This window comes from Microbulbifer sp. NBRC 101763 (assembly GCF_040371615.1).
Classification (GTDB): domain Bacteria; phylum Pseudomonadota; class Gammaproteobacteria; order Pseudomonadales; family Cellvibrionaceae; genus Microbulbifer; species Microbulbifer variabilis.
In genome coordinates this window covers 100,546-115,523 of record NZ_BAABQV010000004.1, presented here as the reverse complement: position 1 = coordinate 115,523, position 14,978 = coordinate 100,546, and the positions used below count along the sequence as shown (strand labels likewise).

The window sequence follows — 14,978 nt, the reverse complement described above, 5'->3', positions numbered from 1 at the left end:
CTCTACACATCCAGTTATTAATGGTCAGCGCAAACTTTCAAAAATGCACTCTGCGCCGTTCTGTCCCTACAGCCATGAGGATACCGAATCCTGCCATCAAGGTAATCAGTGAGGTTCCCCCGTAGCTGATAATTGGCAAGGGTACCCCCACCACTGGCAGTAATCCTGTAACCATACCAATGTTTACAAACACATAGACAAAAAAAGTGAGCGTTATACTCCCCGCCAACAGGCGACCAAATAGGTGTTGCGCCATAAAGCTGATATAAATGCCACGCGCTATAACCAGGACGTAGAGTAATAGCAGCAACAATACACCGCGCATACCCCACTCCTCCGCCAGTACCGCAATAATAAAGTCGGTGTGGCTTTCCGGCAGGAAGTCCAACTGAGATTGAGTTCCCTGTAAATAACCTTTGCCATAGACGCCACCCGAACCAATAGCAGCTTTGGAATTAAAAATATTCCACCCTGCGCCAAAGCGGTCATCATGGGGGTTGAGCAGAGTTAGGATTCGCTGGCGCTGATAGTCACGGAGGCCCCACTGCCAGATCGGCCAAGCCGAAACCAGAACACCCAAGCCCGCAGCACCAATCATTTTCCAGCTCAAACCAGCGAGATAAAGTGCAAACAGGCCTGAGGCCGCAATCAAAATTGAAGTGCCCAAATCAGGCTGGCGCACAATCAGCGCAGCCGGCACTGCCACAATGGCCAAGGCTCCAAAAACAGTCATCAAAGATGGTGGTTGCGCACGCTGGTGCAAGAATGCAGCCACCATCATCGGCACCCCCAACTTCATAATTTCTGATGGCTGGAAGCGGAAGCCGGCAATTTCCAGCCAGCGCTGCGCACCCTTCGCACCAGTGCCAAATAGCAGCACCCCGACTAGCAAGGCGCAGCCCCCTAAATAAGCCCATGGCGACCAACGCCGGTAAAAATCCAAGGGTATCTGGGCAACAATAAACATGCCCACAAATGCCAGACACATAAAAATAGACTGGCGCCGCACATAGTTTATATCTCCACCGGAAGCACTAAAAAGCACTCCCAGGCCAACCGAAGCCAACACCAATAGCAGCACTAACAAGGGCACATCAATATGCAGGCGACGAGCCAGGCTTACCGGCTTCCTGAGGCTGCCATGTGCATCGGACAGCCGGTGGGAAAAATCACGGCTAGCCATTATCCGCCCCCTCAGAAAAACTTACATCTGCGGTCGTATTGACTGCTGATTCGGTTCGCGGCACCCACTCAGCAAATAATTCCCTAGCCACCGGCGCAGCCACCCCACCACCGGCTTCACCGTTCTCTACCAATACCGCAACAGCGATACGTGGCTTTTCCACCGGCGCAAAGGCCACAAACAGCGCGTGGTCGCGATGACGCTCCTGTAGCGCCTCAGAGTCATAGCGAGCTCCCTGGGCGATACCCACCACCTGGGCAGTACCTGATTTACCAGCGACACGAAAATCCAGATCTTTGCCAGCTCGCTTACCTGTGCCATAGCTTCGATTAACTACAGCATCCATCCCCTCAAATACCAGATCCCAATTATCCGGATGAGCTTCCAGGTTGTGCAGTATTTCCGGAGGCTGTTCGGCCCCATTAATAGTTTTCACTATCTGGGGACGATAGTGAGTGCCGCGATTCGCTAAAGTAGCGGTCATAACTGCCAACTGTAGCGGAGTGGCCAGTACAAATCCCTGTCCCAGCACCGCGTTGAGACTATCCCCCGGGAACCAGGGCATGCCTCGCGCACCGCGCTTCCAGTCCCGAGAGGGAAAAAGGCCGGAACGCTCCATCGGCAGGTCAATACCGGTTTTGGAGCCCAGGCCAAAGTGGGTTGCAATGTCGTGCATGCCGTCGATATCCCAGCGGTGTGCCATATCCCAGAAGTAAACGTCACAGCTCTGTGCCATCGCCTGGATCAGGTCCACCTTTTCACCATGCCCCCAGCGGACATGATCCCGATATATACGAGGATCATTCGGCAGTTTATAGAAACCCGGGTCCTTGATTTTGGTCTCGCGAGTGATAAGTCCCGCCTCAAGCCCTCCAAGCCCCATTAATGGCTTCAGGGTTGAGCCGGGCGGATATTGTCCTTGCACTGCGCGGTTAAAGAGCGGCACATCAAGTGAGTCGCTGAGGGCCCGATAATCGGCAAAGCTAATTCCGGTTACAAACAGATTTGGGTCGAAGGAGGGCTTGCTGACAAATGCCAAAACACCACCGGTGTTAACATCGATCGCCACTACAGCCCCACGGCGATCTCCCAGTGCATCGGAAGCCACCTGTTGCAGGTGCGCATCCAGGTGCAGGGTCAAGTCGGCGCCGGGCTTGGGATCCTGGCGTTCCAATACGCGCAATACCCTTCCCCGCGCATTGATCTCCACATTTTCATAACCCACCTCACCGAGCAGGGTTTTCTCGTAAGAGCGCTCCAGTCCCACTTTGCCGATACTATTGGTACCGCGATAGAGACGCACGTCTTCTTCAGTGAAGTTACTCAGGTCGCGATCGCTAATGCGACCTACATAACCAACACTATGGGCAAACAAATCCCCCAGCGCGTAATAGCGCACCAATTCGGCCTGCACTGAAACGCCGGGCATACGAAACTGATTAACGCTTATCCGTGCGATTTCCTCTTCGCTCAAACGAAAGCGGAGAGGCACCGGCTCAAACGGCCGACGGCGCTTCATGCGCTTGCGGAATTTAGACACATCGCTATCTTCGAGGCGAATTAAATGACCGATTAATTCAAGGGTTGCGTCCAGATCCTGCACTCGTTCACGGACAATAGAAAGGTTGAAACTGGCTCTGTTGTCAGCCAGTAATATTCCATTGCGGTCGTAAACCAGCCCCCGTGTGGGAGCCACCGGGCGCACCTGAATACGGTTCTCATCGGACTGGGTGCGGTAATCGTCGTAATTAACAACTTGCAGGTTATAGAAACGAGCTACCAGAACAGCCAGTAAGGCGATCACACCGACAATAGCCACCAACATACGGTTGCGAAATAACCGCTGCTCCGTGTGTGGGTCCTTAAGGTGATGGTCGTGAGGCATTAGAATTTATTTGAATGAATTTGACTGGCGCGCGAAAAGTCTAATCGCCTACATTACCACAGGGAATGTACGGAGAGAGAACTTGAATTGGCAAATCTCTCCGCCATTCATCGCAAACACTTTACTTGTGGTAAGGGTGCCCCGCCAAAAGTGTCCAGGCCCTATAAACCTGCTCTGCCAAAACCACTCTAACCAGAGGGTGTGGCAATGTCAGTGGTGACAGGGACCAGCGCTGATGTGCATTTGCCAAGCACTCTTGGGAGAGGCCATCGGGACCACCGATCAGCAGGCTGACATTTTCTCCCAGCAGTTGCCAATCGCGCAGCTGACCAGAAAGCTGCTCGGTACTCCAGGGTTTGCCCTTCACATCCAGTGCCACTACATGATCGCGCGGACCGAGGGCTGCAAGCATTGCCTCCCCCTCTTTTTTCCGCGCCTTTTCGATCAACGCTGCAGAACTTTTCTGGCCGCGTTGCCCAAGAGGAATTTCCACCATTTCCAAGGATATTTCGCGGGGCAAACGCTTGGCGTATTCGGCATATCCCTCCTGAACCCAGCCGGGCATTTTCCCCCCGGCGGCGAAAATTCGGATTTTCACCCCACTTAGTCCTTGTGAGGGTCACTGCCATCGGCATCATCACGGGTATTCGGTGTCATCGACCAGAGCTTTTCCAGGTCGTAGAAGTTACGCACATCAGCCAACATGACATGTACGACTAGATCGCCATAGTCCACCAAAACCCACTCGCCCTGCTCTTTGCCCTCAACACCAATCGGGCGCACACCTTCCAGCTTAAGTTCATCCACCACGTTCTCTGCCAGGGACTTCACCTGACGGCTGGAGGTACCTGTACAGATCACGAGGTTGTCCATTACATCGGAGAGTTCAGATACGTCCAGCGCAACAATGTCTTTGCCTTTCAGATCTTCCAGAGCCTTGAGCGCGATATCTTTAATATTTGTCATAACACCTTTATTCATTACTGGTCACCAATGGCAACCGCTTTTGTATAGAGTTGATGGTCTTCAATGTATTGCAATACGGTGGCCGGCAACAAAAATCGCGGCGACCGACCACTATTCAATAACTGGCGAATTTCAGTCGCCGAGATAGGCAACATGGTCTGCTCGCGCAATACCAAGCTTCCATATGCCTGCTCGCGCAAATCTTTTGCTGCCCCTTGATGGCTCTGTAGCAAGTCCATCAGTTCTGGGTTGCCCCCCGCATCACCGCTTTCTGGAAGATGCCAGCCGGGGCGGGTCACTACCACCAGGTGTGCAAGCTCCAATAGCCTCTGCCAGCGGTTCCACCTATGCAGGGTCAACAGGGAATCAGAGCCCATACAAAAACTGATGGATACGTCCGAACCCAGTTCTTTGCGCAACTCCTCCAGGGTATCCACCGTATAGGTATCACCGCCACGATTTAGCTCCCTCTCGTCCAGCTGCAGCTCATCACAGCCCTGCAGGGCCAAAGCCAACATGTCGCTGCGCTGGCGCGAGGAAACCCCGGGACTTTGGCGATGGCGTGGCTGGTGGCTGGGAAGCAGGCGCATTTCATCGAAATCCAGGGCCTGGCGCAGTTCCAGCGCCATGCGCAGGTGGCCAAAGTGCACCGGATCAAAAGTGCCGCCGAACAGGGCTATCGTATGCCGCTTAGTCGCCAAAATTACCTCGTTACTGGCTCATGAATGAGGGCCGGAATTAACGGCGAATGTGCCCATCCCCAAACACAATCCACTTCTGAGAAGTGAGCCCCTCCAGCCCCACCGGGCCTCGGGCATGGATTTTATCAGTACTGATGCCGATTTCCGCCCCCAGTCCATATTCAAATCCATCGGCAAAGCGTGTTGATGCATTGATGATCACCGAGCTGGCATCCACTTCCGCCAGAAAGCGACGACTGCGCGTGTAATTTTCAGTAACAATCGCCTCAGTGTGTCCTGAGCCGTAGCGGGCGATATGGTCCATCGCAGCATCCATATCTGCCACCACCCGAATGGACAGTACCGGGGCCAGGTATTCTTCACTCCAATCACTTTCTTTGGCCTCTGCGCACTGGGGCAGTATCTCGCAGGTACGGGCACAGCCACGCAATTCCACACCTTTAAGCTCATAGGCTTCTGCCAAACGCGGCAGCATTCGCTCTGCAATCCCCTCCGCCACCAGTAGGGTTTCCATGGCGTTGCACACGCCATAGCGATGGGTTTTGGCATTCAGGGCAATCTCAAACGCCTTCTGTTCATCGGCCAAGTCGTCGATATAAACGTGACAAACACCGTGCAGGTGTTTGATCACCGGTACTCTGGCCTCACGGCTGACCCGCTCAATCAGGCCAGTGCCACCTCGAGGAACGATTACATCCACATAATCTGGCATGGAGATCAGGGCACCAACTGCCTCGCGGTCACTGGTGCCCACCACTTGCACCGCCGTTTCCGGCAATCCCACTTCCCTGAGCCCCTGGGTAATACTGGCCGCGATCGCCTGATTCGAGTGCAATGCCTCACTGCCACCACGCAAAATAGTGGCGTTACCGGATTTCAGGCATAAACTCGCCGCATCAATCGTCACATTAGGGCGGGATTCATAAATAATCCCCACCACTCCCAGGGGTACACGCATCTTGCCCACCTGGATACCACTGGGGCGATAACATAAGTCCTCAACTTCTCCCACTGGGTCAGGCAGGTCCGCAACCTGCAACAACCCCTCGATCATTGCGTCGATGCGCTCATCATTGAGTTCCAGCCGATCGAGCAGCGCCGCATCCAGACCGCGTTCACGACCCGCCTGCATATCCTGAGCATTGGCCTCAGCCAGTTGAATCCGTTGAGCTTCCAATTCTGCGGCAATTGCCCGTAGAGCGCGGTTCTTACTATTGGTATCGGCTCTCGCCATTAGTCTTGAGGCAGAGCGAGCGGCGCGGCCCATCTGTTCGAGTTTGACGCGGGTGGATTGCTGATCAGTGGTATTGGTGGCGGTCACTTGGCGCTCCGTGCGAAATCCGGTCGGCCGCGCAGTATACCCCAGTGGCTATGGGTTGAAACGGCATAAATATAGGATGCCAACGGAAAACAGGTCGCATTCTTACTCCCTCGCCCAGCGGTCCAGGTTCTCGGCGATACTAGCGAGACGCATCAAGGGGTCCTCAACGGCCAACAACTCTACTCGCGCCTTATCCTCTAGGGGAAGCAACTGGGCGAGCTGCCAGGAGAGGGCATCTGCAGAGTCGACACTATCGAACTTGAGTGACAACATCTCAGCGCGATCCTTCAGCTCATCAAGCACCGATAGCAAGCCATCGCAGTCTGCGGGAATGGGTTTGGGCTCTTCGTTTGGCAACCATTCAACCTCCCCGAACAATAAACCGTTATCAGCGCGCTCGGTGCTGGCAATGCGGAAGCGACGCCGACCAACCACCTGTACATTCAATAATCCCCCCTCTCCCTGGCTCCAGTCGACAATGTGTACATAGACACCGAGCGGCCATACGGAGGCGTGTCCTACCTCCCCTCCGGAGCGGATCAATACAACGCCGAAGCCGCTATCACTTTTCAGTGACTCGCTGACAAGATGTAGGTAACGCTGTTCAAAGATACGCAATGGCAGGGTGACCCCCGGATACAGGGCCATACTCAGGGGAAAAAGGGGAATCTTTTGCAATGCTGTTCTCACCAGTTAGCTCATTTTGTAAAGATACCACCCACAGTACTACTCCTAGATAAATAGGAAGGGCGTTTTAGCGCCAATCCGCAGAACTGCGACAGAGTTTCCGCTTTATCCAAGTAATTGCCGGTGGCATGCTCGCCCTACACCCATTAAGCTGCTGCGGTTTATCAACCGAATGGAGACTATTGATGCCCAAAGCAACAGCCCGCCATATTCTGGTAGAGAGCGAAGGCAAGTGCCTGGAACTGAAGCAACAAATCGAGAATGGTGCAGATTTCGGCAAAATCGCCGAACAGCACTCCCAGTGCCCATCAGGCCGTTCCGGTGGGGACCTGGGCGAATTCAGCAAAGGCATGATGGTGCCCGAATTTGACAAGGTCGTATTCTCCGAGGAGCTCCACAAGGTGCACGGCCCGGTGAAAACCCAGTTCGGTTACCACCTGCTGGAAATTACCAGCCGCCAGGATTAATTGCTTGCGAATTAATCTACAAATAAAAAGCCGGGCAACAGCCCGGCTTTTTATTTGTAGAGAGGGGAATTCCCTCAGGCTTTGGCTGCGCCCTCAGGAATGTCCACTTCTCCCTTGTCCACTGAAGAGCCAGCACCCAGCGGCTTAAATATCACCAGCAACAACGGCAGCAGAGTGAGTGATCCAAGCAATGCTGCAGACATCGCCAGTGCGGTCAGTAAGCCAAAGTAAATTGAAGGCACAAACTTGGACAGCGCAAGAATTGAGAAGCCGGCAATAATCGTAATTGCCGTATAGAACATCGCGCGGCCAATAGTCGCATGGCTGCGATGCATGGTCTCCAGGTAATTGCCGTCTTTGGCGAATTCCGCACGGAATCGGTACAGGTAGTGAATCGCATGATCCACACCGATACCCACAGTAATCGCGGCGATGGTGATAGTCATCATATCCAGTGGAATACCGGCGAGACCCATACCACCTAATACCACACAAGCAGCGAGCATATTAGGCACCAGCGCAATAATAGCGATCGACAGGGAGCGGAATAACACCAGGAACATCAGCAGGATGCCCACAAATACCGCACCCAGCGTCAGGATCTGGGACTTAAACAGGCTCTGCAGCATATTGTTATACAGCACTAGCAAGCCGGTCTGGTGGATATTTTCCGGCGCTATGCCCATTTCATTGTGGGCGTAGTTGTAGATACGCTCGATCAATTCGCTACGGCGCAAATTCGGATCGGTTTCCATCACCCGCAAAGTGATACGCGCCTGGTTGTTCTCAACAGAGAGATAGGGATTAACCAGCACGCTACTGATTTCAGGCGGCAGGCTGGTGTTGGCTACTGCCAACTCAAAGTCATTGAGCTGACCGCCTTTTAAATCGCGAGCCACCTTAAACAGGGTCGCCAGGGACTGGACCTTGCCAATTTCCGGCTGCTGCTCCAGGTAATCGTGTAACTGTTCCAATTTGGTGAGGCCGGCCACAGTAAACCAGTAACTCTGCTCCTGGGACTCCTCTTCTCCACCGAAAGGATCATCAGAGGCGAAGGGATCTTCTTCAACCGCGAACGGGTCCTCCTCCGCCTCCATGGCAAAAGGATCCTCCTCACCTTCGAAGGCCGGTTCCGCTTCCTCCGGCTTGTCGAGGATAATATCCAGGGTCACAGTGCCACCCAGGCGGCGGTCAATCACCAACATGCCCTGGTAGATTTCAGTGGAGTCATCAAAGTAATCGATAAAGCGGTTTTCCACTTTCAGCTGGGAAATACCCACCACACTGACCACAGCTGCCAACAGGGAAACGCCCAGTACGATGAATTTATGGCGCTCAGCAAAGCTGGAGAAACGCAGGGTAAACGCGTGCGAATTATCCTGGCTCACCTTGCCCTGGCGCTTGGGCAGGATCATCAGGAAGCTGGGGATAATCAGGAATGACAACACCAGGGCCAGAGTTACACCCATGGTCATCATCCAGCCGAAATCAATCACCGGACGGATACCGCTCACCACCAACGACACAAAAGCAACGATCGTGGTCAGGGCAGTGTACAGACAGGGCTTGGCCATAAAGCGCACCGTCTGCAGCACCAATTCCTCGCGCCCCCATTGCGGATTCTGCGCAATATATTCGCGATAGCGCACTGCCAGGTGGATGGTGATCGCCAGGGTAATAATCAGCAGTAGCGCAACAAAATTGGCGGAGATCACCGTCATGCGCCAGTCGAGCCAGCTGAGCAGTCCCAAAATCATCACTGCTGTAGTGACACAGGTAAGTAGTGGCAACAGTACCCAGCGCGGCTGGCGGAAAATCAGTAATAAGGTAAGGATAATAAAGGCGAGGATACCCACACCAAAAACCACCAGATCACTCTTGATAAAGGTAATCATGTCTGAGGTGATCATGGTTACACCACCGAGGAACAGTTCCGCCTCGCCTTTATAACTGGCGAGAATCCCACGCACCTCATCAACCCGTGCCCGCGCTTCCAGCTCCTGGGCCGTTCGGTGTTCCAGATAAACTGCGCTTACCTCTTCCAGACGCTTAGCCTCTTCCGGGCTCAAACCCTCGCTATTGCGCTTGCGGCGCAGGGCGTCGCGCTCGCGCACCAATTCGATACCACGGCTGTCCAGTTTCAGGTTGGCAAGCAGCGCGGTCGTCTGGCCATCTGGACTTAGAATAAGCTCGCGGTAAATAGGACTGGAGAGGAACTCCTGCCGAGCCAGGTCCCTGTCAGTATCCGGATTGGACAGGGTGCGAATCTCGTCAGTGATATCGGTTAAAGACAGCTTGGGGCTGTACAACAAGGGCACATCGAGAATGGTTTGTACACTGGAAACGCCATCTACCCCGGCCAGCTCATCGCGCAGCTTGGCGAGAGTCTGCAGAGACTCGTCGCTAAACAGATCACCATCGTTGTAGCGGTACGTCACTACCAGGAAGTCGCCACTGGCGTAGCGCTCGGCAATCTCACGGAAATAGTCCAGGGATTTGTCCGCTTCCAGAGTTAGGGAGTCAGCGGAGGCATCGATCTTAAAGCGGGGCAGGCCCATAGCTGCCACAAGGGTGAGTAAGCCAACAACCATTAACACAGCCACAGGCCGTTTGGTCACCAGGTATTCGTAGCAGGTCTTGAAAGCTGACAGCATAAATTTCCGCTTATATCCAATAAATCAGTGGGCCGCGATGCGGCGCATATTTTGATCGCCCTGGCGGTGAATACGCAAATATAAAATTTGCAATATCACGGCGCTATTGGAAATATTTTCAGGGAGTATCGATATGTCCCAGATCGCGCTCGGGAAACAGCAAGTCCCGAACGCGCCGTTTGAGTTCTTTTGCTCCGGGAAAGCCGCCATCACGCTTGCGCTCCCAGATCAAATTTTCACCAATACGGATTTCAAATACTCCTCCAGTTCCGGGTTGTAATGCAACCTGTTGGAGGTCATCGGCAAAGGTATACAGTAGTTCCTGGGCCATCCAGGTGGCTCGCAGCATCCAGTTGCACTGCACACAGTAATGAATCGTGATGCTCGGTTTCACGGTTCTAGCCTCCCTCCAGTCTACTCACCCCAATGCGGAAGCAGCTTTTGTTCTACCCCCAGCTGGTCTAGTAGTCGTGCCACCACAAAGTCGACAATATCCTCAACTGTGCTCGGCTTTTGATAAAAACCGGGGCTGGCGGGCAGAATCATCGCGCCCATACGAGTGAGTTTGAGCATATTTTCGAGATGAATCTCCGAGTAAGGTGCTTCGCGTGGAACCAATATCAGCTGGCGGCGCTCCTTCAGGGCTACATCAGCAGCTCGCTCAATCAGATTGTTGGAGGCTCCACAGGCCACTGCTGACAGAGTGCCGCCGCTGGCTGGACAAACCACCATACTTGCCGGCGCTCCTGTGCCTGAGGCCACAGGAGAGAACCAGTCCCGTTTACCGAACAGGGTCAGCTGCCCCTCCTTTGCCGCAAAGCGATCGGCAAGAAAGCCCTGCAGGATATCATCATCACCCTCGGGCAGCTGCAGGTCTGTTTCCGTATTGATTACCACCTGAGCCGCATCAGACAATAACAACCAGACACGCACGTTAGCGGCGAGCAGGCACTGTAACAAGCGCAGGCCGTACTGGGCTCCAGAGGCCCCGGTCATGGCCAGGGTAACGGTTTTATCAAAAGTAGGTTGCTGCAAGGTCAATCCCTCGGGTTTCTTGATGGGAAACCCAGGGGTTGCCCACCGGTATTCTTTTCTAGACTGGGCGATGGTATTTCTGTTCCAGAGCGCCGATCAGGCGCTGGTGGATACCACCAAAACCTCCGTTGCTCATCACTACAATATGGCTGCCCTCACCCGCAAGCTGGAGCGCAGATTCCACTCCCCCCTCAATGGTGTCAAAAACTTTGGCTGGAACCGGGGAGTGGTGGGTGACTTCATCCAGAGACCAGTTCATTCCCTGTGGCTGATACCACAACACCATATCCGCACCGCTACAGGAGTTTGCCAGCTGGCCCTGGTGCACGCCCATTCGCATAGTATTGGAGCGCGGCTCAATCAGGGCGATGATCTTATCTTCCCCCACCTTGGCCCTGAGCCCATTTAAGGTGGATTCAATTGCTGTGGGGTGGTGGGCAAAATCATCGTAAACACGGATGCCTGCCACTTCACCCAAGCACTCCATACGGCGCTTCACCCCCTCAAAACGCCCCAATGCGACGGCACTCAATTCCGGTACAACACCCACGTGTCGAGCTGCAGCCATGGCGGCGAGGCCATTGCGCACATTGTGCATACCAGTGAGTTCCCACTCCACTCGCGCCACCTCAGCCCCTTCAAGCTGCACAGAGAAGCTGCTGCCATCCGCCGCAATATCGTGAGCCAACCAGTCTCCCGTGCGAATGCCCGGCGGACCTTCAACACCGAAACGCTGTACCTCAGTCCAACAGCCCTGCTCGAGAACCTGTTCAACATTTTCCTCAGCTGCAGCAACAATCAGACCATTGGCCGGTACGGTACGTACCAGGTGGTGAAACTGCCGTTGTATCGCCGCCAGATCATCAAAGATATCCGCGTGATCAAATTCCAGATTATTGATGATCACTGTGCGTGGGCGGTAATGCACAAACTTGGAGCGCTTGTCGAAGAAGGCAGTATCGTATTCATCCGCTTCCACAATAAAGAACGGAGACTCCCCCATACGTGCCGACACACCGAAATTGCCAGGCACACCGCCGATCAGGAATCCAGGCTGCATATCTGCCGCTTCCAGAATCCAGGCCAGCATACTGGCAGTGGTGGTTTTGCCATGGGTACCGGATACTGCCAGCACCCAGCGTCCACCGAGGAAGTGGTCACATAACCACTGGGCGCCAGAGGTATAAGGCAAACCTTTTTCCAACACCGTCTCTACTGCAGGATTACCCCGGGACATGGCATTACCAATAATGACCAGATCCGGGGCTGGCTCCAATTGTGCCGGGTCATAACCCTCGGTGATCTGGATACCCGCCTGCTGCAACTGGGTGCTCATTGGTGGATAGACGTTCGCATCGCTGCCGGTGACCCGGTGTCCTTCGGCCACGGCCAACTGGGCCAGACTGCCCATAAATGTGCCGCAAATACCTAATATGTGGATATGCATGGCGGAAATGTGTACTCCTGCTGGTTGCGGCGCAAGCTTAACACGGCAAATCAAGCCAGTAATTGCCAAATCCCGCACTTGCAATGCAATTTACTCGCTATTCCATTAGACTCCGCCCCCGCACTGGTCGGCCTCATCCCCTGTACGGTGGTAGGAATTTTCCAACAATGGCCGACACCCGATACGAGCTCCCGGAATTCCCTACTAGTACCGCTAATTGAATAGTGAGTACTGGGAAGAATTACCGGATCGGGACACTTCCCTAGATTTCTACGAATACAGGATAACCATGTCGAAGAAGAACGCCTTTTACGCACAGTCCGGTGGTGTGACTGCCGTGATCAACGCATCCGCCTGCGGCGTAATAGAAGCTGCCCGTGAAAACCAGGACAAGATTGGCAAAGTCTACGCGGGGCTGAACGGCATCCTCGGCGCACTGCGCGAGGAACTGATCGACGTGAGCCAGGAAAGTGTGGAAGACATCGCCGCGTTGCGCCACACCCCATCCGGCGCCTTCGGCTCCTGTCGTTACAAGCTGAAAAGCCTGGAAGAAAACCGCGCGGAATACGAGCGTCTGATCGAAGTGTTCAAAGCCCACGATATCGGCTACTTCTTCTATAACGGCGGCGGAGATTCTGCGGATACCTGCCTGAAAGTATCCCAACTATCTGAAACCATGGGCTACCCAATCCAGGCCGTACACATTCCCAAAACTGTGGATAACGACCTGCCGCTGACCGACAATTGTCCCGGCTTTGGCTCAGTGGCCAAATATGTAGCGGTATCCACCAAGGAAGCCGCAATGGATGTCGCCTCCATGTGCGCCACCTCCACCAAAGTCTTTATCCTGGAGGTGATGGGCCGCCACGCGGGCTGGATTGCCGCAGCGGGTGCCCTGGCCCAGGAAGAAGAAGGCGATGCACCGCATATTATCCTGTTCCCGGAAGTGGCCTTCGATAAAGAAAAGTTTCTCGCCAAGGTACAGAAGACCGTGGATGAAAAAGGCTACTGCGTTATTGTCGCCTCAGAAGGCGCCCAGTACGCAGATGGCACCTTCCTCGCCGATGCCGGCACCACCGATGCTTTTGGCCACAAGCAATTGGGCGGTGTAGCCCCGACTCTTGCCAATATGATCAAGAGCGAACTGGGCCTGAAATATCACTGGGCACTGGCCGACTACCTGCAGCGCGCTGCCCGCCATATCGCCTCCGCCACCGATGTGGAGCAGGCCTACGCCGTTGGTCGCGCCGCTGTAGAAATGGCGGTAGCCGGCAAGAACGCGATTATGCCGGCAATTATCCGTGCAGAAGGTGAAGAGTACAGCTGGTCTATCGCGGAAGCGCCGCTGTCTGAAGTGGCCAACGTGGAAAAATTCATGCCTGAAGAATATATCAGCGAAGACGGCTTCGGTATCACTGAAGCGGGACGCAAGTACCTGCTGCCGCTGATCCAGGGTGAGGATTACCCCCCCTACAAAAACGGCATCCCCCAGTACACAAAACTGAAAAAGCAGCTGGTGGAAAAGAAGCTGGACACTGAGTTTAATGCGTAATCTAAAAACTCTTTAGCCCTGGTTCAAAAAAGCCTCCGAATAAAACCGGGGGTTTTTTATTGGCGCAGCTGGAAAAATTACTTTTGTAATCCTGTATCTGACCAAACTGCAAATTCATTACCGCAGGGCTCGGCAAAGTGAAAGCGCCGACCTCCAGGAAAGGAAAAAATAGGTTTTATTACTTTGGCACCGCAGCTCTCGACTTTTTGTAAGGTATCCTCTAGGTCAGAACTATATAACACTACCAGCGCTGCACCGTTGACTGTTGAACTGTGCAGATTCGCCTGAAAAAAACCACCATCCAACCCTGCACCGGAAAAAGCAGAATACTCGGGGCCGTAATCCGTAAATTCCCAGCCAAAAGCTTCAGAAAAGAAAGCCTTGGTCTTTTCCAGATCCTTCGATGGGAACTCTACATAATTAATCTTTTCGTGATTATCCATATAACCTTCTCCCGGTATTCTAATTAAATGACATCCTAATCCGTGATGGGCTTATCTGGCGTGTCCACAACTCGGAAACTGCCATTGGCCACCGCCAGGGGTTGGTCATTATGCATAATAACTGCGCGATCCATCATCAGATCAAAATCCAACATGGCGTAAAGAACAACTCCACTTCGTCCCTGGTAGATATCCGGACGATAAACCAGTGTTGCCATGCGTACTCCCATTGGTGCATACGAATAACTGGCTTTGCCGACCAGTTTGCCCCCCGCAGTAACATAACAACTGGACTCGGTTTCATAACTGACAATATGAGTGGATAAATCGGGAAAATCTCCCCCTTCGGAGTAATGGGTGCCAGTCCACTCCAGACTTAATCCCACAAGACTTTCAAATGTACGTGACATAGAAGGGACTCCCCCCTGCAATCCAATTGGTATGAACAGACTCAAGTATGGCCGTTCTTTCGGGGCGCAGAAATCCAGGAGCTTAAAAATTTATTAAGAGTGATTAATTTTTTGAGGGGAGCGAAATAAAAAGGACCGCACCACCAGGGTGCGGCCATTCGCTTCTAGGGAAAAGCTATCAACTTCAAGAATCCTGGAGAAGCGACGACAGGGAGCTGATAACCCCA

General features: G+C 53.6%; 15 protein-coding genes. 2 read left to right on the top strand and 13 right to left on the bottom strand.

What is annotated here, in order from left to right; genetic code table 11:
• Positions 1-37: 37 nt before the first annotated feature.
• The 7 genes from rodA to ABWV76_RS11070 form a co-directional block, all read right to left on the bottom strand.
• Positions 38-1,183, bottom strand: coding sequence for a rod shape-determining protein RodA (gene rodA, locus ABWV76_RS11100; RefSeq protein WP_020412460.1), 1,146 nt, complete (start codon positions 1,181-1,183; stop codon positions 38-40).
• Positions 1,176-3,068 (bottom strand): penicillin-binding protein 2, encoded by a 1,893-nt coding sequence (gene mrdA, locus ABWV76_RS11095; RefSeq protein ID WP_026304987.1) that lies wholly within the window; start codon positions 3,066-3,068, stop codon positions 1,176-1,178. Before mrdA ends, rodA begins: the two co-directional genes overlap by 8 nt.
• 121 nt (positions 3,069-3,189) lie before the next feature.
• Complete coding sequence (gene rlmH / locus ABWV76_RS11090; protein ID WP_026304986.1) at positions 3,190-3,666, bottom strand: 23S rRNA (pseudouridine(1915)-N(3))-methyltransferase RlmH; 477 nt, start codon at positions 3,664-3,666, stop codon at positions 3,190-3,192.
• A gap of 5 nt (positions 3,667-3,671) precedes the next feature.
• Positions 3,672-4,049, bottom strand: coding sequence for a ribosome silencing factor (gene rsfS / locus ABWV76_RS11085; protein WP_353375975.1), 378 nt, complete (start codon positions 4,047-4,049; stop codon positions 3,672-3,674).
• The gene (gene nadD / locus ABWV76_RS11080) at positions 4,049-4,735 is read right to left on the bottom strand and encodes a nicotinate-nucleotide adenylyltransferase (RefSeq protein ID WP_020412456.1); all 687 of its coding nucleotides are present in this window, start codon (positions 4,733-4,735) and stop codon (positions 4,049-4,051) included. The genes rsfS and nadD overlap by 1 nt, the downstream gene beginning before the upstream one ends.
• Before the next feature lie 37 nt (positions 4,736-4,772).
• A complete protein-coding gene (locus ABWV76_RS11075; protein ID WP_353375974.1) occupies positions 4,773-6,056 on the bottom strand; it encodes a glutamate-5-semialdehyde dehydrogenase in 1,284 nt (427 codons plus the stop codon).
• A gap of 102 nt (positions 6,057-6,158) precedes the next feature.
• A complete protein-coding gene (locus tag ABWV76_RS11070; protein WP_245556667.1) occupies positions 6,159-6,746 on the bottom strand; it encodes an LON peptidase substrate-binding domain-containing protein in 588 nt (195 codons plus the stop codon).
• A gap of 182 nt (positions 6,747-6,928) precedes the next feature.
• On the opposite strand from ABWV76_RS11070, the gene ABWV76_RS11065 reads away from it, so the two are divergent.
• Positions 6,929-7,210 (top strand): peptidylprolyl isomerase, encoded by a 282-nt coding sequence (locus ABWV76_RS11065; protein ID WP_020412453.1) that lies wholly within the window; start codon positions 6,929-6,931, stop codon positions 7,208-7,210.
• Between the two features lie 74 nt (positions 7,211-7,284).
• Here ABWV76_RS11065 and ABWV76_RS11060 read toward each other — a convergent pair whose 3' ends face one another.
• The 4 genes from ABWV76_RS11060 to mpl all read right to left on the bottom strand — a co-directional run bounded on the left by ABWV76_RS11060 (position 7,285) and on the right by mpl (position 12,346).
• Positions 7,285-9,864: an efflux RND transporter permease subunit gene (locus ABWV76_RS11060; protein ID WP_020412452.1), complete on the bottom strand. Its 2,580-nt coding sequence runs from the start codon at positions 9,862-9,864 to the stop codon at positions 7,285-7,287.
• 118 nt (positions 9,865-9,982) lie between these two features.
• Positions 9,983-10,258 (bottom strand): Rdx family protein, encoded by a 276-nt coding sequence (locus tag ABWV76_RS11055; RefSeq protein ID WP_026304984.1) that lies wholly within the window; start codon positions 10,256-10,258, stop codon positions 9,983-9,985.
• Between the two features lie 20 nt (positions 10,259-10,278).
• On the bottom strand, positions 10,279-10,860 hold the full coding sequence (locus tag ABWV76_RS11050; protein ID WP_051089485.1) for a flavin prenyltransferase UbiX: 582 nt from the start codon (positions 10,858-10,860) through the stop codon (positions 10,279-10,281).
• Positions 10,861-10,957: 97 nt separating this feature from the next.
• The gene (gene mpl, locus ABWV76_RS11045; protein ID WP_026304983.1) at positions 10,958-12,346 is read right to left on the bottom strand and encodes a UDP-N-acetylmuramate:L-alanyl-gamma-D-glutamyl-meso-diaminopimelate ligase; all 1,389 of its coding nucleotides are present in this window, start codon (positions 12,344-12,346) and stop codon (positions 10,958-10,960) included.
• Positions 12,347-12,635: 289 nt separating this feature from the next.
• Here mpl and ABWV76_RS11040 point away from each other — a divergent pair, with 289 nt between their 5' ends.
• Positions 12,636-13,898: a 6-phosphofructokinase gene (locus ABWV76_RS11040; protein WP_353375973.1), complete on the top strand. Its 1,263-nt coding sequence runs from the start codon at positions 12,636-12,638 to the stop codon at positions 13,896-13,898.
• A gap of 77 nt (positions 13,899-13,975) precedes the next feature.
• Here ABWV76_RS11040 and ABWV76_RS11035 read toward each other — a convergent pair whose 3' ends face one another.
• Positions 13,976-14,341: a VOC family protein gene (locus ABWV76_RS11035; protein WP_020412447.1), complete on the bottom strand. Its 366-nt coding sequence runs from the start codon at positions 14,339-14,341 to the stop codon at positions 13,976-13,978.
• A gap of 35 nt (positions 14,342-14,376) precedes the next feature.
• The gene (locus ABWV76_RS11030) at positions 14,377-14,751 is read right to left on the bottom strand and encodes a hypothetical protein (protein WP_353375972.1); all 375 of its coding nucleotides are present in this window, start codon (positions 14,749-14,751) and stop codon (positions 14,377-14,379) included.
• Between the last annotated feature and the right edge of the window lie 227 nt (positions 14,752-14,978).

Bases quoted from the DNA above. Each gene is read 5' to 3' on its own strand.
- rodA (WP_020412460.1), bottom strand. From the start codon at position 1,183: ATGGCTAGCCGTGATTTTTCCCACCGGCTGTCCGATGCACATGGCAGC.
- mrdA (WP_026304987.1), bottom strand. From the start codon at position 3,068: ATGCCTCACGACCATCACCTTAAGGACCCACACACGGAGCAGCGGTTA.
- rsfS (WP_353375975.1), bottom strand. From the start codon at position 4,049: ATGAATAAAGGTGTTATGACAAATATTAAAGATATCGCGCTCAAGGCT.
- ABWV76_RS11065 (WP_020412453.1), top strand. From the start codon at position 6,929: ATGCCCAAAGCAACAGCCCGCCATATTCTGGTAGAGAGCGAAGGCAAG.
- ABWV76_RS11060 (WP_020412452.1), bottom strand. From the start codon at position 9,864: ATGCTGTCAGCTTTCAAGACCTGCTACGAATACCTGGTGACCAAACGG.
- ABWV76_RS11050 (WP_051089485.1), bottom strand. From the start codon at position 10,860: ATGACCGGGGCCTCTGGAGCCCAGTACGGCCTGCGCTTGTTACAGTGC.
- mpl (WP_026304983.1), bottom strand. From the start codon at position 12,346: ATGCATATCCACATATTAGGTATTTGCGGCACATTTATGGGCAGTCTG.
- ABWV76_RS11040 (WP_353375973.1), top strand. From the start codon at position 12,636: ATGTCGAAGAAGAACGCCTTTTACGCACAGTCCGGTGGTGTGACTGCC.
- ABWV76_RS11035 (WP_020412447.1), bottom strand. From the start codon at position 14,341: ATGGATAATCACGAAAAGATTAATTATGTAGAGTTCCCATCGAAGGAT.
- ABWV76_RS11030 (WP_353375972.1), bottom strand. From the start codon at position 14,751: ATGTCACGTACATTTGAAAGTCTTGTGGGATTAAGTCTGGAGTGGACT.